The sequence below is a fragment of the Pseudoalteromonas sp. HL-AS2 genome, from assembly GCF_031198805.1.
GTDB lineage: Bacteria > Pseudomonadota > Gammaproteobacteria > Enterobacterales > Alteromonadaceae > Pseudoalteromonas > Pseudoalteromonas nigrifaciens.
Window position 1 is genome coordinate 2,137,129 of the sequence record NZ_CP133571.1, and the last position, 21,214, is coordinate 2,158,342.

Annotated in this window: 19 protein-coding genes; 9 read left to right on the top strand and 10 right to left on the bottom strand. The window is 41.1% G+C overall.

Features of this window, described 5'->3' with window-relative positions; all coding sequences use genetic code 11:
* Positions 1–27: 27 nt before the first annotated feature.
* Both glnD and dapD read left to right on the top strand, forming a co-directional pair.
* A complete protein-coding gene (glnD, locus tag RB215_RS09995; protein ID WP_011328696.1) occupies positions 28–2,646 on the top strand; it encodes a [protein-PII] uridylyltransferase in 2,619 nt (872 codons plus the stop codon).
* A 9-nt stretch (positions 2,647–2,655) separates the two neighbouring features.
* Positions 2,656–3,486 (top strand): 2,3,4,5-tetrahydropyridine-2,6-dicarboxylate N-succinyltransferase, encoded by an 831-nt coding sequence (dapD, locus tag RB215_RS10000; protein ID WP_011328697.1) that lies wholly within the window; start codon positions 2,656–2,658, stop codon positions 3,484–3,486.
* 141 nt (positions 3,487–3,627) lie between these two features.
* Here dapD and RB215_RS10005 read toward each other — a convergent pair whose 3' ends face one another.
* The gene (locus tag RB215_RS10005) at positions 3,628–4,203 is read right to left on the bottom strand and encodes a hypothetical protein (protein WP_309216307.1); all 576 of its coding nucleotides are present in this window, start codon (positions 4,201–4,203) and stop codon (positions 3,628–3,630) included.
* Positions 4,204–4,402: 199 nt separating this feature from the next.
* On the opposite strand from RB215_RS10005, the gene RB215_RS10010 reads away from it, so the two are divergent.
* Positions 4,403–6,430 (top strand): BCCT family transporter, encoded by a 2,028-nt coding sequence (locus RB215_RS10010; RefSeq protein ID WP_086997940.1) that lies wholly within the window; start codon positions 4,403–4,405, stop codon positions 6,428–6,430.
* 257 nt (positions 6,431–6,687) lie between these two features.
* Here RB215_RS10010 and RB215_RS10015 read toward each other — a convergent pair whose 3' ends face one another.
* The 8 genes from RB215_RS10015 to pspA all read right to left on the bottom strand — a co-directional run bounded on the left by RB215_RS10015 (position 6,688) and on the right by pspA (position 13,330).
* A complete protein-coding gene (locus RB215_RS10015; RefSeq protein ID WP_011328700.1) occupies positions 6,688–7,032 on the bottom strand; it encodes a 4a-hydroxytetrahydrobiopterin dehydratase in 345 nt (114 codons plus the stop codon).
* A 39-nt stretch (positions 7,033–7,071) separates the two neighbouring features.
* Positions 7,072–7,869 (bottom strand): phenylalanine 4-monooxygenase, encoded by a 798-nt coding sequence (gene phhA, locus RB215_RS10020; RefSeq protein ID WP_011328701.1) that lies wholly within the window; start codon positions 7,867–7,869, stop codon positions 7,072–7,074.
* A gap of 238 nt (positions 7,870–8,107) precedes the next feature.
* Complete coding sequence (gene megL, locus RB215_RS10025; RefSeq protein WP_182677460.1) at positions 8,108–9,289, bottom strand: methionine gamma-lyase; 1,182 nt, start codon at positions 9,287–9,289, stop codon at positions 8,108–8,110.
* A 157-nt stretch (positions 9,290–9,446) separates the two neighbouring features.
* Positions 9,447–10,472 carry a YcjF family protein gene (locus RB215_RS10030; RefSeq protein WP_309216309.1) on the bottom strand — a complete coding sequence of 342 codons (1,026 nt, stop codon included), beginning with the start codon at positions 10,470–10,472 and terminating at the stop codon, positions 9,447–9,449.
* Entirely contained in the window at positions 10,469–11,890 is a 1,422-nt protein-coding gene (locus RB215_RS10035; RefSeq protein WP_086997937.1) for a YcjX family protein, read from the bottom strand. Before RB215_RS10035 ends, RB215_RS10030 begins: the two co-directional genes overlap by 4 nt.
* A gap of 63 nt (positions 11,891–11,953) precedes the next feature.
* Positions 11,954–12,355, bottom strand: a complete 402-nt coding sequence (gene pspC / locus RB215_RS10040; RefSeq protein WP_011328705.1) for an envelope stress response membrane protein PspC — start codon at positions 12,353–12,355, stop codon at positions 11,954–11,956.
* Entirely contained in the window at positions 12,352–12,585 is a 234-nt protein-coding gene (pspB, locus tag RB215_RS10045) for an envelope stress response membrane protein PspB (RefSeq protein WP_011328706.1), read from the bottom strand. Before pspB ends, pspC begins: the two co-directional genes overlap by 4 nt.
* 85 nt (positions 12,586–12,670) lie before the next feature.
* A complete protein-coding gene (pspA, locus tag RB215_RS10050) occupies positions 12,671–13,330 on the bottom strand; it encodes a phage shock protein PspA (protein ID WP_041454499.1) in 660 nt (219 codons plus the stop codon).
* A gap of 185 nt (positions 13,331–13,515) precedes the next feature.
* Between pspA and pspF the strand changes: the two genes are divergently transcribed.
* The 6 genes from pspF to RB215_RS10080 are packed head-to-tail and all read left to right on the top strand — an operon-like array spanning position 13,516 to position 19,925.
* Complete coding sequence (gene pspF, locus RB215_RS10055) at positions 13,516–14,601, top strand: phage shock protein operon transcriptional activator (protein ID WP_309216310.1); 1,086 nt, start codon at positions 13,516–13,518, stop codon at positions 14,599–14,601.
* A 48-nt stretch (positions 14,602–14,649) separates the two neighbouring features.
* Positions 14,650–16,257 carry an ABC transporter substrate-binding protein gene (locus RB215_RS10060; protein ID WP_011328709.1) on the top strand — a complete coding sequence of 536 codons (1,608 nt, stop codon included), beginning with the start codon at positions 14,650–14,652 and terminating at the stop codon, positions 16,255–16,257.
* Positions 16,257–17,291: an ABC transporter permease subunit gene (locus RB215_RS10065; protein WP_089368562.1), complete on the top strand. Its 1,035-nt coding sequence runs from the start codon at positions 16,257–16,259 to the stop codon at positions 17,289–17,291. Before RB215_RS10060 ends, RB215_RS10065 begins: the two co-directional genes overlap by 1 nt.
* On the top strand, positions 17,278–18,171 hold the full coding sequence (locus RB215_RS10070) for an ABC transporter permease subunit (protein WP_011328711.1): 894 nt from the start codon (positions 17,278–17,280) through the stop codon (positions 18,169–18,171). Before RB215_RS10065 ends, RB215_RS10070 begins: the two co-directional genes overlap by 14 nt.
* Positions 18,172–19,164, top strand: a complete 993-nt coding sequence (locus RB215_RS10075; RefSeq protein WP_011328712.1) for an oligopeptide/dipeptide ABC transporter ATP-binding protein — start codon at positions 18,172–18,174, stop codon at positions 19,162–19,164.
* Positions 19,164–19,925 carry an ATP-binding cassette domain-containing protein gene (locus tag RB215_RS10080; protein ID WP_011328713.1) on the top strand — a complete coding sequence of 254 codons (762 nt, stop codon included), beginning with the start codon at positions 19,164–19,166 and terminating at the stop codon, positions 19,923–19,925. The genes RB215_RS10075 and RB215_RS10080 overlap by 1 nt, the downstream gene beginning before the upstream one ends.
* A gap of 312 nt (positions 19,926–20,237) precedes the next feature.
* Here the strand turns inward: RB215_RS10080 and RB215_RS10085 are convergent, their stop codons facing one another.
* Positions 20,238–21,212 (bottom strand): transposase, encoded by a 975-nt coding sequence (locus RB215_RS10085; RefSeq protein WP_089368564.1) that lies wholly within the window; start codon positions 21,210–21,212, stop codon positions 20,238–20,240.
* Between the last annotated feature and the right edge of the window lie 2 nt (positions 21,213–21,214).

Below are 21,214 nucleotides of genomic sequence, written 5' to 3' on the forward strand. Positions count from 1 at the left end.
ACTCGTATAAATAAGGAATCAGCCCCGGTGGCATTACCCAACAAAGTAAAAAAGTTGCTTAGCGACGCAGAGCAACTTAGTGATTATCGCGATTGTTCTAGCTATTTTTATAAATGGCTTTTTAATGAGTTTTCTAAACAACCGGTTGGTAATTTAATTAATGCCAGGGCTGAATTCATAGATCGTTTGCTGATCAAACTGTTTCATGTTTATGATTTAGCGCACGAACCCGACCTAGCACTTATAGCCGTAGGTGGTTATGGACGAGGTGAATTACACCCCTATTCCGACATCGACTTTTTGCTACTAGTAACACAACAACCAAACGCTGAAATCAGCGAAAAAATAGGTCAGTTTGTTACCATGCTTTGGGATCTCAATTTAGAGATTGGGCACAGTGTTCGCACTATAGCGCAAGCCATAGAGCAAAAACGTGAAGACGTTACCTTTGCCACCAGCTTATTAGAAAGCCGGCTTATTTTTGGTAATCATATAGAATTTGAAAAGCTAAAAAACCACATAATTGACACGCCAGTGTGGCGCTCAAATGAGTTTTTTTTAGCCAAAGTACAAGAGCAACATTTACGCCACCGAAAATGCCACGGCACAGCGTATAATCTCGAACCTAACATAAAAGAAAACCCCGGTGGCCTGCGCGATCTGCAAACCATTATTTGGGTTGCTAAAAAACACTTTAGAGCAGAAACCCTACAAGAGCTTATTAGCCATGGCTACCTTACTCACGAAGAGTTTCAAGAGCTTTCAGAGTGCCTAGAAAACTTATGGAATATTCGTTTTGCGCTGCATTTGGCTGCTGGGCGTTCAGAAAACCGCTTACTGTTTGATCACCAACCGCAAGCCGCCGAAATTCTGGGGTTTGGTAGCGATGGTAAATCGTCAGTTGAGCGCATGATGAAGCGTTTGTTTAGAATAATGAGCCGCGTACGCGAACTAAACCTGATGCTACTGGCGTACTTTGAACAAAGTATTTCGCCAAAACACCATCAACCTATTATTCAAGAGCTTGATCGCAATTTTGAGCGTATTGGCAATCAAATTAAAGTAAAAAGCCCATCGGTATTTTTTAGGCGCGATCAGCTTTTTATGTTATTTGAGCATATTGCCGACAACCCAGAAATAACGCACATTTATCCCAGCACTATTCGCACTATTCGCCAAGTGCGCCGCCGTTTACTAGGCGACTTACAAGATTACGCTGCCTGTCGCGAAGCTTTTTTACGTCTTATAAAGCACCCCAATGGTATGGGCCGTGCGTTTACCTTAATGCATAAACACGGCATGCTGGCTGCTTATTTACCGCAGTGGCGAAACATATTTGGGCAAATGCAATTTGACTTATTTCATGCCTACACAGTAGATGAGCACACCCACAGATTAATAAATAATATTTATCAGTACTTTGATAAAACCGGTGTCAGCGAATTTCCTATTTGTAGTGAAATAGTCACTCGTATGGATAAACCTGAGCTACTTTATTTAGCGGGTATATTTCATGACATAGCCAAAGGCCGTGGTGGCGACCACTCAGAGCTGGGCGCTGTTGACGCACTAGCCTTTGCAAAGTTACATGCCTTTTCTGTCGCCGATGGTAAACTAATCGCATGGCTGGTTAGTAATCATTTACTTATGTCGGTTACCGCACAACGTAAAGATATAAACGACCCTGGAGTTATTAAAGACTTTGCCACACGAGTAAAAACAGAGCGCCAACTTGATTATTTATATTGCTTAACCGTTGCCGATATACGTGCCACCAACGACAATTTATGGAACGATTGGAAAAACACCCTGCTGCGTGAGCTTTACTTACATACGCAACACGCACTGCGTTTAGGGCTTGAAAATCCAATGGATCAACGCGACCAAATTCGCGACAAAAAGCATCAAGCTAAACAGCGATTACTCAACTTAGGCTACATGGAAGACCAAATTGATTTAATTTGGAGCCGCTTTAAAGCCAATTACTTTACCGCTTTTAGCGAACAGCAAATTTCATGGCACAGCCAGCATTTAGTTAATAGCGAAGATTTAAGTCAACCGAGTGTTATCGTATCAAATAAAGCGATGCACGGTGGCACCCAAGTATTTGTATACAGCCCTTACTCTGGGCCTTTATTTGCCCGCTTAGTGAGTGTTATTGGTTCTAAAAAAGCGCAAATACAGCACGCGCAAGTACTTACCACCAAAGATGGCTACGTACTATTTAACTTTGTTATTTTAGAAGTAAATGGCGAGCCAATTGCCAGTGGCAGAGCACAATCAATTAAACGCGCCCTAGAGCAAGCCTTGTTTGAGCCGCGTAAAAAAATTCGCTTTAAAAAGAATCGCTCGCAACGCTTTAAAGACTTTAATATAAAACCTAAAATTGTGCTGCGCCCGCATCCGCGTAAAGATCGCAGCCTAATTGAAATCCAAGCAATTGATATACCCGGTTTATTGACTAAAATAGCCGAAGTTTTTCAAGCACACTTATTACACATACACGCTGCGCGTATTACCACAGTGGGGCAGCGCGCAGAAGATTTCTTCGTGGTCTCTAATAACGAGTACCAAGCACTTACAGACGAAGAACAAGCCAAAATTCATCAAGCATTGCGTAAAAAACTCAACGCAGAAACCGAATAAGAGGACACTATGTCAGATTTAAAAACGATGATCGAAAACGCCTGGGATAACCGCGATAGCATTAGCCCAAGCACAGTATCTGTTGAAGTAAAGCAAGCCATTATTGACGCGCTTGACCTGCTAGACAGTGGCGCAGCACGCGTTGCTGAAAAAATATCGGGTGAATGGGTAGTACATCAATGGCTTAAAAAAGCGGTTTTACTGTCGTTCCGTATTCGCGAAAACCAAGCAATGGACGATGGCGTAAATCAGTTTTACGACAAAGTACCACTTAAATTTAGCGACTACACGCCGGAGCAATTTAAACAAGGCGGCATGCGCGTAGTGCCTAATGCTGTTGCGCGTAAAGGCAGCTTTGTAGGTAAAAACGTGGTACTTATGCCATCGTATGTAAACATTGGCGCATACGTTGACGACGGCACCATGGTTGATACATGGGCTACTGTAGGCTCGTGTGCACAAATTGGTAAGAACGTACACTTATCGGGTGGCGTAGGCATAGGCGGTGTTTTAGAGCCATTACAAGCCAACCCAACCATCATCGAAGACAACTGTTTTATTGGCGCACGCTCTGAAATAGTAGAGGGTGTAATTGTTGAAGAAGGCGCGGTAATTTCAATGGGCGTTTACATCAGCCAAAGTACCCGTATTTATGACCGTGAAACCGGTGAAATTCACTACGGCCGCGTTCCAGCAGGCGCAGTAGTAGTCCCTGGTGCGCTACCATCAAAAGACGGTAGCCACAGCCTGTACGCTGCAATTATAGTGAAAAAAGTAGATCAGCAAACACGCGAAAAAGTAGGCATCAACGCCCTGCTCCGCTCAATTGATGATGAATAGTTAAGTAGGTTGGGTAGAGCGCAGCGAAACCCAACGACACTTTAAAGTTAAGTGTTTTAGCTGAACTTTAATTGTATATTTAAAAGCGCTAAGCCCTTGTGGGTTTAGCGCTTTTTATTTAGCCAGCATTGTGTATTTCAATCACCCATTACAACTCAAGCCGTGTAAGTCTATTTGTTTTACCTGCTGAGTTTTCGTTTTAAAATCATAATAACGAATAATTAGCTGATTGTTTTTCTCATAAAATGACATGTCCCGTAACCAATCGATAGTGGCTATTGGCGTGTATGTATAAAAACCATATTCACCCACACACTGATAACCAAAGTGATGATACGCACTGCCAAATGCACCTACATCGCTGGTATACGCTACTATATTTTCCTGCTGCTGATAAAATTGCGCTTGACTGCCAACAATGGCATACCAAATACATGTAAGCCCAAGTGCTACAATTTGCAACCCTGCCATTATAAACAATAGCAAGCTAACTAATTTTGCTTGAACAGTATGTTTGCTTGTTTTACTGATGCTTTTTATCAACACATAAGTAGCAATACTTACCAATATCTGCTTTATCCAAACTAGGTAAGTAGACAACTCATAGGTAAATTTTTGGCTGTGCCACTGTATGCCAAATACAGGCGGAATAAACATCGAGTCTATAAAGGTCACTGTAATAATTAGCGCTGCAAGGTGATAACGAGATAGGGTCATTAAGGCTGTTTTTTTAATTGTTTTAACCATGCTATTAAATATGTAATAAAAAAGCAAAAAGGTACTTTGAATAAATAATGCTTAGACCAGTTTACTTTACTTGAAGTAGCTAAAAGTAATTAAATTAGCCAAGCACACCCAGAATATAATAAGGTAGTTAAGCATACATTAAAGTTAGCAATAAATATTAAGGACTAATATGACAACAAAAGCTTTACGCTCAACTATTTTACTCCCCGTATTTTTGCCTGCCGTATTCATCATTCTCCTTTTAGTGATAGGTACGAGCAGTAACCCTGAACTTGCTGGTAAAGCATTCAGTATCGCCCTTACTTGGATAACAGAAACCTTTGGCTGGTTTTATATGTTATCTGTCGCTATATTTTTAGTATTTATAGTCTCTGTTGCCGCCTCTAGTTGGGGAAACATAAAGCTAGGGCCCGATCACTCAGAGCCGCAATATAGCTTTGCAGAGTGGTTTGCTATGTTATTTTCTGCAGGCTACGGTGTTGCACTGCTCTACTTTGGTGTTGCTGAGCCTGTATTGCATTATGCATCTCCACCTTCGGGTGCGGCAGAAACAGTTAACGCTGCTAAACAAGCAATGCAAATTGCATTTTTCCATTGGGGATTTCATATATGGGCAATATACGGAATTGTAGGTTTAGTACTTGCCTACTTTGCTTTTCGTCATGGTTTGCCCCTATCAATTCGCTCAGCGTTATATCCTTTAATTGGCGATAGAATTTATGGCCCAATTGGTCACGCGGTCGATATATTTGCTATTTTAGGTACTCTATTTGGTATAGCCACGACCTTGGGGTTATCGGTAACGCAAATAAATGCGGGCCTACATTATTTATGGCCAAGCATTCCTATAAATACCACAGTGCAAATATCAGCCATTGCCATTATAACCGCAGCAGCAACCCTCTCTGTGGTAGCGGGTATGGATAAAGGCGTTAAGCGCTTATCTATTTTGAATATGACCTTGGCAATATCTTTAATGATGTTTGTATTTTTTATTGGTCCTAGCATTCATATTTTAGAATCTTTTTTACAAAATACTGGCAGTTACTTAAGCGGTATTGTTGAGCGTACCTTTAACTTGCAAGCTTATAGTCGCAGCGACTGGATAGGTAACTGGACCTTATTTATATTTGGCTGGACAATTGCCTGGGCACCTTTTGTGGGTATGTTTATCGCAAAAATTAGCCGTGGTCGCACCATCAGGCAATTTGTTGTTGGGGTAATGTTAGTGCCCACCATATTCACATTTTTATGGTTTTCGATATTTGGTGATACGGCTCTCAATTTAATCATGAATGAAGGCTTAGACACTTTAATTACTGATGTGCAAGCGAACCATGCCGTAGCGCTATTTCAATTATTTGAAGTATTACCTTGGTCATTCTTTATTTCGCTATTAACGGTATTTTTAATTATCACCTTCTTTGTTACCTCGTCTGACTCTGGCTCACTCGTTATTGATTCATTAGCTTCAGGTGGTAATGCAAACACTCCTGCATGGCAGCGGGTATTTTGGGCGGTTCTTGAAGGTGCGGTTGCTGCAGCTTTATTACTGGCAGGCGGGCTCAGCGCACTGCAAACTATGACAATAGCCAGTGCATTACCCTTTGCTATTATTATGCTAATTGCCACTGTTGGCCTATGGCGTGCGCTTGTAATTGAAGGGCATCGCGATACCAGTTTACAAGCACATACTTTAAACGGCAGAAACTTAAATTTATCGCATTGGAAACGCCGTTTAGCAGCCATGATCGACTACCCAAACAAAAGCAAAGTACATAACTTTATTGACCAAGTAGTGACTAAAGCGATGAAAGAAGTGCAAGCCGAATTAAAATCTCGACAATGGCATGCTGAAGTAGTATTTGATGCCGACTTATGTCGCGCGCACTTAACTGTTTTACGCCATGAACATATGGACTTTGTATACGACATAAGGTTAACAGAGCATGCAATGCCTAGTTTTGTTCACTCTGAGCTAAAACCTGAAACAGATAACACTGAAACGTATTGTCGTGCAGAGGTATACTTGCGCCGTGGTGGTTTGTCGTATGATATTTTTGGCTATAGCGAAGATGATATTGTGAAAGATATTCTCGACCAATTTGAAAACTATTTGCACTTTTTAGATAACAGCCCAGGCGAGCTTCCTTGGGATATGACTGAGCATGACGAAATGCTAAACACCGACAAATAATTTGCGCTAACCCAATTTAGCCCTTATCTGCATCACATAGTTAAGGGCTAAATAATCCAAAGCGATCGTAGCCAGGCTGGCTTTATCACTAACCAGGTTTATCGTTTGCTCTATGCCTTAAAAACAACCCTAATTTGCTCACTACCCACATCCACCTGCTAGCCTAAGCTCCCTGTGTTTGGTCTTTTATTTTCCCTAAAAAGCAAAAAGGCACTTAAAAATAAGTGCCTTTGTTGGTTTGCTCAATTAGTTTGGTATTACAGCGCGTTAAATACGTCATCTGTTTTAGCAGCGCAAATAAAATCGTTTTTGTGTAGTCCCTTAATTGAATGGCTCCACCAAGTAACTGTTACTTTGCCCCACTCGGTTAATAAACCTGGGTGATGGCCTTCGTCTTCAGCCATGTCGCCTACTTTGTTAGTAAACGCGATAGCTTGTTTAAAGTTTTTAAATTTGTAAACACGCTCAAGCTGCATAATGCCATCGCGTACTTCAGGTACCCAATCAGGGATTTTGGTAATTAATTGCGCTAGCTCTTCGTCTGATACTTTTGGCGCATCGGCATGACAGGCTTCGCATTTTTGTGCACTTAATGAAGACATTTTAAATCCTTATCTTTAGCGTTACTTTTTATATTAAAGTTAACTAGCTAATTTTTCTTTTGGTGAAAATTTTGGGTCGTGCAAGCCAAGTTCTTTTGCTTGTTCAACCAAAGCCATTATATCCATTTGCGATATATCAAACAGATCATGAATCGAATTTATGGTGTAGTACTGCGGTTGCATAATATCAATTCGGTACGGGGTACGCAGCACATCTAATACACTCATTGGCGTAATTTCTGGCGTGCTTGAGTATACGTACTGGGTTTCTCCTGGGCTTGATAAAATACCACCGCCGTATATACGCAAACCATTATCGGTTTGCATTAAACCAAATTCAACGGTAAACCAGTACATGCGCGCTAGGTATACACGATCTTTTTTCTCTGCCGCGTAGCCAAGTTTTCCGTATTTATGCGTAAACTCTGCAAAATCAGGGTTAGTAAGCATAGCGCAGTGACCAAATATTTCATGAAACACATCGGGTTCTTGTAGGTAATCAAACTCATCCCGGCTACGAATAAAAGTCGCCACCGGAAATTGCTTATTGGCCAGTAACCGAAAAAACTCATCAAAGTCGATAAGTGCCGGCACTGGCGCTACTTGCCAACCGGTAGTGGCTAGCAGTACTTCGTTTAACTCACTAAGTTGCGGAATACGATCGTGTGGCAGGTTTATTTTTTTTAAACCTTCCATATATTCGTTACAGGCTTTGCCTTCAATGCACGCAAGTTGGCGCGCTACGAGCTCAGACCAAATTTTATTTTCTTCATCGCTCCAATGTATAACGCCATTTTCATCTGGTGTTTTGGAGGTGTATTTACTTGCTTTAGCCATTAGTACCTTCTTTGGGATTAACCCGAAACCGGTGTCAGGGTGATACCCAAGTAACTTGGATACCGATTGCAGCCATACTATGCAAAAGTGAACAAAAGTTTAATAGCTTGGGCTACATCTGTATTAGCCACGATCAGCCATCTTGTACACTTAAAATTACACACAAGTAAACAATTTAAAACAACCTAGTAACTACAAGCTTTAAAGATGCAAAATATCGTACACAATTAAATACACTCTAATTTATTTGAGTAAATGCCTGATGAAGATCAGTAATAATATCGTTAACATCTTCAAGTCCAACCGAAAGCCTAATTAATCCATCGCTAATACCTGCAGCGAGCCTTTCCTCTGGTGTGTAAGGTGAATGGGTCATAGAGGCTGGATGTTGAATAAGTGTTTCAGCGTCGCCTAAACTTACGGCAATTGTACAAAGCCGCATACTATCAATGAATTGTGCCCCCTGCTGCAAACTACCTTTTAGCTCAAAAGCAATAACACCGCCTGCCGCTTTCATTTGTTTGCCAATAAATTTATATCCAGGGTGCGATTTAAGCCCAGGATAGTAAACTTTACTTACTTGTGGGTGCGCTTCTAAGTATTCGGCAATTGTTTGTGCGCTGATACAGTGGCGCTCAATTCTTATGGCGAGGGTTTTTAAACCTCTATTAATAAGCCAAGCATCGTGCGGGCTTATAGTGGCGCCAATGTCTTTAAGCACCGTCATTTTTATTAGCGTTATATGCTCCATAGATCCACATACAATGCCCGCTACCACATCGCCATGGCCGTTTAAATATTTGGTAGCACTGTGTACTATAATATCGATACCGTACTGCTTAGGTGATTGTAGTAATGGCGTTAAAAAGGTGTTGTCGACCACGCTAATTAAGTTGTGCTGCTTTGCAACGGCGCCAATTAATGCTAAATCGATAACCGCCATAGTGGGGTTAATGGGCGTTTCTACAAATATCATTTTTGAATTGGGTTTAATTGCAGCGCGTAGTTCATCCTCGTTGGTCATATCAACAAAGGTGACTTCTATTCCCCAGCGCGGCAACATGTGCGAGAAAAACGCAAAGGTACACCCATATAAAGCACTCGATGCAATTAAATGATCCCCTTGCGATAAAAAGCTAAGTACTGAGGCCGATACCGCCCCCATACCAGTTGCCGTTGCTGCAGCCGCTTCACAGCCCTCTAATTGCGCTACTTTTTGTTCGAGCTCGGTAGTAGTTGGGTTGCCTAGGCGGGTATAAATATAGCCCGGCTCATCGCCAGCAAAACGTGCTGCACCTTGCGCTGCATTTTCAAAATGAAAAGTTGAGGTTTGATACAAAGGAGAAGTGAGTGCGCCGTGAGGGTCGTTTGCTTTTTGCGGGCCGTGAATACATTGGGTGTTTATATGATGCTTGCTCATTGAATACTCTCTTATTTTGATTGTTATTGGGTATTAGCCTTCAATCAAAACGTATGGGCATTCAAAGCACAAGCATCCCGGATGCTCAGATGGCTACTTGTGCAATATTTATACTTTTAGCTGTACATAAATATTGCCAAGTATTTCTTAATACTGCTTATTCCGTTGTCTCGGGCTTTTTACGGCTAATAATTTTACTAGCAATATTTTGTACCGTACTTTTTAATAAATTGCGTTTATTTTCAAGCCGAGGTAATGGGCGGCTTAGTTCCATTGCTTTGTAGCCAATGCGCGCGGTAAATATACCGGCACTTAAGCCCTGTGCTGCTCGCCCTGAAAGCTTACCTAATAACTCGGCGCTTAGCGCGGTTGCAGCTAAATCAGAAATAAGCTCGGCACTGCCCACAAACATTACTTGCTTTATTAGCATGCGATACAGTTTTATGCGACTTGCGTAACCAAAACCAATCCCGTAAATTTTTCCTATTTGCTCTATTAACTTAGTACCACGCCACAGCACAGCCATCATATCCACCAGCGCCAGCGGGCTAAGCGCAACTAGTAACGCCGATTCAGTTGCAAAGCGATTAATTAGCTTTTTAGCTTGGGTATCTTGCGTTATTAATAAACTATTGGCGTACAGCGTCATTATTTCTTTATCGCTGTGATGCGTTGCCACTTGATTTTTAAAAGTTTCAAAGTTATCAAGTTGCTGATGTTTATTTAGTTTTTCAAGCCAAGGTAATGCCCCGCCTACTTGCTCGCTATTTAACAGCCTGTCGGCTTCATGGCGATGTAACTGGTTACGTTTTAAACTGCGCAGCATTCGGTATTCGCGCCATAATAAGCGCCCTATTAGCAACACCCCACTCACTACAGCGGTTAAATATATACTGCCTAAAATAATCGACTGTTGAAAAGCCAGTACCAATGAAAAAGCAAACTCTAGCAATACCAGCACTATAAAACTAACAACAAAAATGCCTTTGAGCGTTTGCCATTTTGACTTTTTATATACTGGCGCTAGGTCAATTTCTGGCTCTAGCGCTTCGTCATTATCTTCTTGGTAATCACTTTGTCCATGTTCAATTATTTTTGCAGGCGCCAATTCAGGTTCGTTTTGCTCCATACTCTGGATATTTATACGACGTCCTGCTTGAAACTCTTGGTTTGATTCACTCATGCTAACTTGTCTCCTAACAGGTACTGCATCACATGATCTAATCGAATATGTTTTAACTGCTTATCTGGGCTTGGCATTGGCGAAAACGATAAAAACTCAAACCCTTGCGCTGGCCATTCACTTTTATTAAGCATTCTATTAGGCGGCTGTGGCGGTAAGTAGGTTAGCCAATCAGGCTCGTTAAGTGGCTTGCCATAAATGCAGTCTAGCGTTTGGCCTTTGTCGGTTACTTGGCGCGGCTGTGTTGCGGTAATTGACGACATAGCCATGGTTTCTATTTGCACACCATCAAACTTTAAATGATTACTTTGCTCGTGCACTAATGAGTCGAGTAATAGTGCTAAATCTTTATGATGCTTAGCGGTTATATGATCTGATTTATTAGCGGCAAATAATATTTTATCTATATTAGGTTTAAATAAGCGTTTAAAAAAGCCCGATTCACCATAACTAAAGTGCGCCAATAACTGATTAATAACACTACTTTGCTCTTGCAAGGTTGCATGCCCTTCGTTTAAGGCACTAAGCACATCCACTAACACTATTTGGCGATCAAAATGGCGAAAGTGTTCGTTATAAAAAGGCTTTACAACTTCTTTAACGTAGGCGTTAAAGCGTTTAATTAAATGCGCTAAGTTAGAGCCTGCAACTAGGTTATTACTATTTATCTCACCCGATACTGGAAAAAACAATAGCAATGGCGCGCCTTGTAAATCGCCTGGCATTAACATGCGCCCAGGTTGCAGCATAGCTAATTTAGTGTCTTTTTTAAGCCCTACCAACATGCTTTGATAAAGCTGTGCAATATGCGCAAGTGCGCTTTCATCTACCGGCGCATTTAGGTCGAGTTGCTCAACGGCTGTTAAAAACTCACTTGAGGTATGTACCCGCAAATGCTGCGTTAATAGCGGATATTGCAGCTCGCACCACTGTGCATAACTTTGCTCCAGCATAGGTAAATCAAGCAACCACTCGCCGGGGTAGTCAATAATATCTAAATAAAGTGTTGATTGCGGTGAAAAATGGCCACGCAACCCAGCGTTACTTTGATACTTAATAGCTAAACGCAGCGTATTTATGCGCTCGGTTGAAGGCGGCCATGTTGGCTCGCCGTCACTGGGGAGTAACGCATTTAATGCTCGAGTATAATTAAATGTGGGCACTTTAAGCGCCTCTTGCGGCACTACTTTAGTGGCAATGTGACGGCGCTCGCGCATTACATCAAAAAAAGGCAGGTTTTTATCACTCGCTTGGCTTGTTAAGTGTTTAACTAATGCGGTAATAAACGCTGTTTTGCCGCTGCCACTCAAACCTGTTACAGCCAGTTTTACATGCTGATCTAAGCTGCGATGCAATGCTTTTTGTGCTTTGCCTTTAATACTGGTAAAGGTCTTTTTTGCAAATGAAGTACGACTCATAATGGTTTAGCACTTAGCACTTCACTTACTGTTTAATGTGTAGTTGCCGTGCTATTAAATCCTTTAAAGTTTGTTAATTTCACGGCTCACCGTAAATTCAGTAGAAGTAACATAGCGTTCTATATTTTGTAGGCGCGTATCTACGCGTGTTAAACGCTCTTTTAAGTCTTGCAATGCGCGGCGCGGTGGCTCGCCTTTTTGCCATACTTTAAATTTCACTTCTAGCGGATCGCCATAGTTAGTTGAATTTGTTTTATAGGCGCTAGTGGGTTCTTTTTTATCTAAAATAAACCAGGCTGCAATATACGCTACCACAAATAAAGGGCCGCCAGTTAGTAATACCGCACTAACAAATATAATACGAACTAACCATAATTCCATATTAAAATAATCGCTTAGCCCAGCGCATACGCCGGCTATTTTTCCGCGCTGCGGATCTCTTAATAATTCACGTTTGGTACTCATACTTTACGCCTCCACTGTGGCGACTCTTGATCAAGTAATGCTTCGAGTGTTTCGACTCGGTCTGCCATTTTTTCGGCTTTTTGAGCAAGCTCTAATAACTGGCGATGCTCGTGTTCACTTAACCCTTGGCTTACTTGTTTTTTGCTACGGTAGTGCAATATTAACCACAATGGCGCTACAAAAATCATAAATAAAATAAATGGTGCTACGAGTATTTCTGGATCAAACATAACCCTCTCCTGACTATCCGTATTAGTGTTTTAAGTAGGGGCACATGGGCCCCTTATATTATTATTGGTATGCGTTAGCTATACGTTACTTATCTGCTAGCTTCTTTTTAAGCTCAGCTAACTCATCGTCTACCTTTTCGTTTTTTTGCAGTTCGGCAATTTCATCTGCTAAGGTTTTTTTGCCTAAATCGTACGACTCTATTTGAGATTCTAGTCCATCTATTTTAGTTTCGTAACGCTCAAAACGATTAAGTGCATCTTCTACCTTTGAGCTATCAAGTGCTTTTTTTACTTCAAGGCGCGACTCAGCCGAACGCTGACGTAATATAATCGCTTTTTGACGAGCTTTAGCATCTGCTAGCTTTTCTTGTAGCGTGGTTACTTCTTGTTGTAACTTTTCGATGTGTGAGCCTACATGCTCAAGTTCACCCTCGACTGAGGCTACAGCTTCAGCTGACTTTTGCTTTTCGAGTAAAGCGGCACGTGCTAAATCGTCACGATCTTTGCTTAGCGCTAGTTCAGCTTTGTCTTGCCAATCATTCATTTGCGCTTTAAGTGTATCAACGCGACGTACTAATTCTTTTCGCTCAGCGAGTGTTTTAGCTGACGTAGAGCGAACCTCTACCAAGGTGTCTTCCATTTCTTGAATAATCAGACGAACCATTTTTTCTGGGTCTTCTGCTTTATCTAAAATGGCATTGATATTAGAATTAACAATGTCTGCAAAACGTGAAAAAATTCCCATAACATTTACCTCTATAATTTAAACTTAGTTTGTCTGCTATAACTGTATCAATATGCTTGCCAACTTTATAAAAGTTAAAATACATAATTTATTCATAGAGTTAAACTCAAATTACAAATTACTTTAGTTATCCCCCATTATGAAATACACTAACTGTTAGTAAAAATGACTAAGAGTTAGGAAATATGAGCCAATATCGCCAACAAGATAACTTACTCGGCCAATCTGATAGCTTTTTATCGGTACTTGATCAGGTATCGCAGTTAGCTAACCTAGATAAACCAGTGCTTATTATTGGTGAGCGTGGCACAGGTAAAGAGTTAATTGCAGCACGTTTACACTTTTTATCTAAACGTTGGGATCAAAACTATGTAAAACTCAACTGTGCGGCGCTTAACGAAAACCTGCTCGAAAGTGAACTATTTGGCCATGAAAGTGGTGCTTTTACTGGCGCTAGCAAACGCCACGAAGGCCGCTTTGAACGTGCAAACAGCGGTACTTTATTTTTAGATGAGCTAGCAAACACCTCAGAAATGGTACAAGAAAAATTGCTACGCGTAATAGAGTACGGTGAATTTGAGCGTGTAGGCGGTAAACAAACAATAAAAGTAGATACGCGTTTAGTGTGCGCTACTAACGAAGATTTACCTTATTTAGCACAGCAAGGTGAGTTTAGAAGCGATTTGCTCGACCGCCTGGCTTTTGATGTAATAACCCTTCCCCCACTGCGTGAACGCCAAGGCGATATAATGCTGCTTGCAGAGCAGTTTGCAATGAATATGGCGCGCGATTTAGAGTGGCAATTGTTTAGCGGTTTTACCCGTAGTGCCACAGAAACACTGCTTAGTTATGATTGGCCTGGTAATATTCGAGAGCTAAAAAATGTGGTTGAGCGCAGTTTGTATCGCCATGGGAGTGAACAGATCCCCGTTCATCAGATTATTTTAGACCCATTTGAAAGCCGTTTTAGGCCAAAACCACGAGTAAAGCCCACTGCTTTTGTTAATAATAACATTAATACTCCTGAGCCAGCGGTTGCCGCAGCGCCGGTTGCTCAAGCACTACCAAGTGCAGCGCCTATTAATACTGAGTTTCCATGTAACTTAAAAAAACTCTCTAACGACTTTGAAATTTTAATGATTAACAAAGCTTTAGAGCATAGCCAATTTAATCAAAAGAAAACTGCAGAAGTACTGGGTTTGACGTATCATCAATTACGTGGCTATCTGAAAAAATATAACTTGCTATACCCAAGCGACACCAAGGGGTGAGTTTCAGTTTACTTAGTTATAGTTCAATAATAGTTAGAGGTTACGCAGGTGCATAAATTATTACTTGCTTTGCTATCAACCAGCCTTATAGGGTGTATAGATAGTAAAGAAGAAATCTTAAAAGAAAAAAACCAAGGCTTAGTTTATTGCGCTGAAGCAAACCCTGTGTCGTTTAATCCGCAGGTAACTACAACAGGCTCAACTATAGATATTATTGCCAATCAATTATACGACCGCCTAATTAGTATTGACCCTGTTACAGCTGAATTTCAAAGTGAATTAGCCACCGATTGGAAAACGAGTAAAGACGGTAAATCGATTACTTTTACCTTACGTAAAGACGTAAAATTTCATACCACGGCGTACTTTACGCCGTCGCGGGACTTTAACGCTGACGATGTTATTTTTACTTTTAGCCGCTTATTTGATGTTTATAATCCGTATCACTTTGTTGGCGATGCTAATTATCCTTACTTTCAGAGTGTAGGAATTGATCAGCTTATTCGTAAAATTGTACGTGTGTCTGACTATCAAGTACGGTTTGAATTGTTTAATGCCGAAAGTAGCTTTTTAGCCAATATGGCCACCGATTTTGCGGTTGTATTGTCACAAGAATATGCCATGCAACTAAAAGCCAGCGAACAAACCAATTTGTTTGATCACTACCCAGTAGGCACAGGACCGTATATTTATAAAGAGTATAGGCGCGACCATTTAGTGCGCTTTTATAAAAACCCAGTTTATTGGAAACACGACGTGGTACTGGATCAATTGGTTTACGACATTACCCCTAACGGCACCACGCGTATAGCTAAAATGCTCACCAAAGAATGTGATGTCACTGCTCATCCAAGTAGCGCGCAATTGAGTATTTTAGCCCAGCGCGACGACATTAATGTAGAAAAAGAAACTAACTTAAATATTGGCTACTGGGCATTTAATACTGAGCGCCCCCCTTTTGACGATATACGAGTACGACAAGCACTCGCTCATGCAATTGACGTAGATAAAATAATGCAGGCTGTGTATTACGGCAATGGTATTCGCGCTCAATCAATTTTACCACCCACCTCGTGGGCGTTTGAACCACAAGCTAACATTCCAAATTTTGACCCTGCTTTAGCCAAAAAATTACTTATTGAAGCTGGCTTACCTAATGGCTTTAACATGAACATTTGGGCCATGCCAGTCAGTCGTATTTATAATCCTAATGCCCGTAAAATGGCCGAGCTAATGCAAAGTGATTTACGTAAAATAGGGGTTAAAGTGAGTATTATAGAATACGAATGGAATACCTTTATTCAGCGTGTTGGCGAGCACCGACACGACAGCGTACTGCTTGGCTGGGCTGCCGATACGCCCGACCCTGATAACTTTTTTAGCCCTTTGCTAAGTTGCACGGCCACCTTTAGTGGTAAAAATGCCGCAAATTGGTGTAACCCACAATTTGACTCTTTACTTAACCAAGCGCTTAGTACAACCGATATAGCACTGCGTAAACAATATTATGACGCTGCACAAAGCATGATTATTAATGAGCTACCTTTAATACCAATAGCCCACGGCATGCGTTTTCAGGCAAGCAGTGCTGATGTAGAGGGCATAACGCTCGGCCCATTTGGTGCTATTTCGCTTGCTAATGCGAGGAAAAAATAATGCGCTTAGATTATATTTTACGCCGCATTGGTTTATTTGTTTTTATGGTATTAATGCTTAGCGTTTTTACTTTTTTACTGAGCTTTTTATTTCCTGGCGATGCATTAAGTAATTTAAGCGGTATTCCCAGTAATAACTTTGCGCAACACACCCAGTTAGAAGATAAGTATTTATATAATAGTAATTATTTTATGCAATATATCGCTTTTTTAGGGCGTATATTGCAAGGTGATTGGGGACTGTCGTTTGCCTCTGGAGATAGCGTGTTTTCGCAAATACTCGACTTAATTCCTGCCACACTCGAGCTTAGTATATACGCGCTGTTTGTTTCGGTTGTTATTGGTGTTCCTACAGGCATATTAGCCTCTGCTTATTATAAACAATGGCCCGATAAGCTTATTTCCTCTACCACTATGATAGGCTATTCCATGCCTATTTTTTGGTTAGCATTATTACTCATTATGCTATTTTCATTGCAACTGGGTTGGTTTCCAATGTCAGGAAGAATGAGTTTACTCTATGAAATACCACCCACTACTGGCTTTATTTTAATTGATATTAGCTTGGCAAGCTTTCCGTACCAGGGCATGGCTTTTATTGACGCCTTACACCACCTTACCTTGCCTACCATAGTACTGGCTATGTACCCCACTACGGTATTAATACGCTTTACTCGCGAATCTATGCTTAAAGTAATGGATCAAAACTTTATTAAAACAGCGCGCGCAAAAGGCCTTAATCGCAGGCAACTTATAATGCACCATGCGCTGCGTAATGCATTGTTACCGGTAATTAAGCAAATTGGTTTACAATTTAGCACGCTTATTACGCTGGCAATGATCACTGAAATTATTTTTTCGTGGCCTGGGATTGGCCGCTGGTTAATTGATAGTATTTATCAGCGTGATTACCCCGCTATACAAGGTGGCTTAATGGCGGTTTCTTTATTTATTATTTTTGCCACCATAATCGCAGAGCTAATTTATACTCTATTCGACCCACTCTCACGGAACCAAGCTCATGGCAAAGTTTAACTTATTTTCTGAAGAGTCGAATAAATCGCCCCTAGCACGGCTATGGCGAAAATTTAAAACCAACCACCCTGCACTCGTTGGTTTATGGGTGTTTATTGCTTTTGCTTTACTGGCCGCCAGTGCACCTTTTTTAGCCCCTTATGGGGTTAATCAGCAACATAGTGATGCCTTACTTATTCCGCCCTCGTGGCGCGAAATGGGTGACGTACGTTTTCTTTTAGGCACCGACGATTTAGGCCGCGATGTGCTCTCTAGATTAATGAACGGCGCAACGTATACATTTGGCTTATCAATTATTGCAGCGTTTTTAACCACTGTCATTGGCTTACTCGTAGGCACTTTTGCTGGTATTAGTCGCGGGCTTCGCTCCAGTTTTTTAAATCACTTACTGGATATAACGCTTTCTATTCCGTCGTTGTTGCTGGCAATTATTATTATAGCGATATTAGGCCCAGGTTTAATGAATACCGTATGGGCAATTATTTTGGCACTGCTGCCGCAATTTATTCACTCTATTCGCAACTTAATTGTAGATGAGCTGAGTAAAGATTACATCACCGCTTATCGGCTCGATGGCGCCTCTAATTGGCATATATTGTCGCGAGGGATTTACCCTAATATATATGAATATATAGTGGTTATTTTTACCATGGCGCTCTCTACTGCTATTTTAGATATAGCCGCTTTAGGTTTTTTAAAATTAGGCGCGCAACCACCTACAACCGAATGGGGTGCAATTTTAGCCGAAAACCTAGGGCTTATATATTTAGCTCCCTGGACTGTAGCCCTACCAGGCGTACTGTTGTTTTTAGCGGTACTGTCAACAAACTTAGTAGGCGATGGACTTCGCCAAGTTTTACAAGCGCGTAAGGCTGATTAAATGCAATTACTTGATGTTCGAAACTTAACCATTGAATTACACACCTCTGAAACCGTTATTAGAGCCGTAGACAGAGTGAGCTTTAGCTTAAAAGAAGGCGAAGTACATGCTTTAGTGGGTGAATCTGGTTCTGGGAAGAGCTTAATCGCCAAAGCAATTGTAGGAGTGCTTAATGAACGCTGGGTAATAACAGCTGATAGAGTGCATTGGCGCGGGGTAGACTTAATGCGTTTAACCCCAGAACAACGCCGTAAAGTAGTGAGCCAAGACATAGCCATGATTTATCAAGATCCGAGTCGCTGCCTTGACCCTACCGCTAAAATATTTGATCAAATAGCCGAAACCTTACCTGAGGTAGCAAGTAAAGGGTTTTTCTTAAAGCGTAATCGCGAGCGCAAAGACAGAGTAAAAGCACTTATTCATAAAGTCGGTATTAAAAACCACGAAGAAATACTTAGCAGCTACCCCCACGAGCTTTCAGAAGGGGTGTGCCAAAAAGTGATGATTGCTATGGCAATTGCGCGTACGCCAAAATTATTAATTGCAGATGAGCCCACCACCGCACTTGAAAGCACCACCCGTGCACAAGTATTTAGATTGTTAAAAAGCTTAAATCAGTTAAAAAACATGTCTATTTTAATGATTTCTCATGAGCTAGAAGAAATTGTTAACTGGTCGCATACTATTCATGTTTTATATTGTGGACAAATGGTTGAAGCAGGCCCAACGCATCGTATTTTTAGCCAACCACGCCACCCTTATACGCAAGCACTACTAAAAAGCCTACCCGATTACGAACATGGTTTGGCGCATAAAGAGCCTTTTTACGCGCTTAAAGGCACCATTCCTACGCTGCAACATTTACCAATTGGTTGTCGGTTAGGGCCGCGTTGCCCGCAAGCACAAAGAGAATGTGTTATTGCGCCAAAGCTAACTAAACACCAAGGGCATAGTTATGCGTGTCATTTTCCGCTGATCAAGGAGATGAAATAGTGCAACCCTTACTAAAAGTACAAGCATTATCAAAAAGCTTTAATTTACGGGCTGGATTATTTAGCCGTAAAAAATTTGCAGTACTTAAAAATATTTCGTTTAGTGTTGGCAAAGGCGAAACCATAGCCATAATTGGTGAAACGGGTGCCGGAAAAAGTACCCTAGCAAAATTACTTGCCGGAGCCGATAGCGCTGATAGCGGGCAAATTTTACTCGAAAACAACATAATCGAAAATAACGGCATTCGCGATCCACAATGTCGCCATATCAGAATGATTTTTCAAGACTCAGCAACCTCGCTAAACCCGGCACTGACTATTGCCGACATGCTCGATGATTGCCTGCAATTTAATACCGATTTTGACAAACAACAACGCGCCGAAAAAATAGACAGCACTATGTTAAAAGTGGGGTTATTAGTAGATCATCAACAATATTATCCGCACATGTTCAGCATAGGGCAATTACAGCGTGTAGCGCTTGCTCGCGCACTTATATTAGATCCTAAGGTTGTTGTACTTGATGAAGCACTTTCATCTCTAGACCCCTCTGTACGCGCACAAATAGTTAATTTATTACTAAAGCTACAACTAGAAACCGGATTAACCTATATATTAATAACCCATCACCTTAGTTTAGTCCGCCATATTAGCGACCAACTGGTAGTACTAGAACGAGGCGAAATTGTTGAATACGGCCCCACCGAAGCAATATTCCAAAATCCCCAATCGAAAATAACGCAAAAATTATTGAGTTGTTGATGAGACAATCCAAGAAAAACTAACTTCAATACGTAAAAGTGTACGCGTTTAGGTTTGATTTAGAACATAATTAAACCTGAACGTCTGAAAAACTAAAATGTTAAAAAATTAAAATGACACCCACTCTAATAATTAATCCCTTTGGTGTTTATCTAAACAAACATTGCTAGGCTTAAAAGCATCCTTAATTTTTAAAATCCCTCTGCTTATTCAAATAATATTCAAATAACGCTGTTTTTATTCATTTTAGGCATGCGAAATACTGTGCTTTCACAGTGAGAGGGAATTACGGAGAGTTTTTGAAGTAAAATTTTAAGCCAGTAGCTTTTCGCAGTTACTAACGTTGGTGCGCCGCTTTCTGTTTAGGTGTTCGCAGTATCCTTCGTGTGACGCTGGGCGACCTACTGCACCATGAAATACGCGACTAAATTGTGTGGTGAGTTTTAGCCAGTTTTCGGGGGTAATGTTTACTCTTTGTAACAGGGGTAAAGTGGTACTCTCAATATGGCCTTTCTTGCCTTCGCGTATACAACGCCCGGTTAATTCTACTAGTTCAAGGTAAGATTTAAGCGCAAATGGTAATCCTTTCGCCATGTGCTTTTTTGATTTACCTGAAAAGCGCAGGAGTTGCTTCGGTTGCTTACCTGCAGTGGCACTTTCAATGCGTATTTTTACGCTGGTATGCTCTGATGTTTCTGGTGTTGTTGCTGCCTTTGCTCTTATTGGGTTTAAGTCAACATATGCCATACAGGCGATTAATGCGGCTTCATCTAAAAGGGCTTGTGATTTAAAACGTCCCTCCCAAAACCGTCCGGTACAGTTATCTTCTTTATTAGCTCTGCGCGCAATGTCTTCATTTAATAAGCGCATAAACCAACTGATATTAGCTAAGCGTTCTCGGTATTCACTGATTGTTTCATTTAGAAAGAGCCATTCAATTTTACTTAGCTCTTCACCTTGTAGGTATTTGTTGGTGAGTACAGTGCCTTTACAAAGCCTGTGCCACCGCTGAATAATGGCTTTATCGGTTAGTCGCTTGGCTTTTTTATCATCAACATAGAGTACTAAGTGGGTGTGATTGCTCATTACTGCATACGCGCACACATCGATACAAAATACGTTAGCGAGGGCAAGTAATTTGCTTTCAACCCACCCTCTGCGATGTTCATACGATTGATTAGTAAAGTTGTCTACGCCGCATAAAAATGCACGGCGTACACAGCGCGAAATACAGTGATAGTATTTTGTATCGACCAAACTAACCTGACGTTTTCTTGCGATAGCCATGT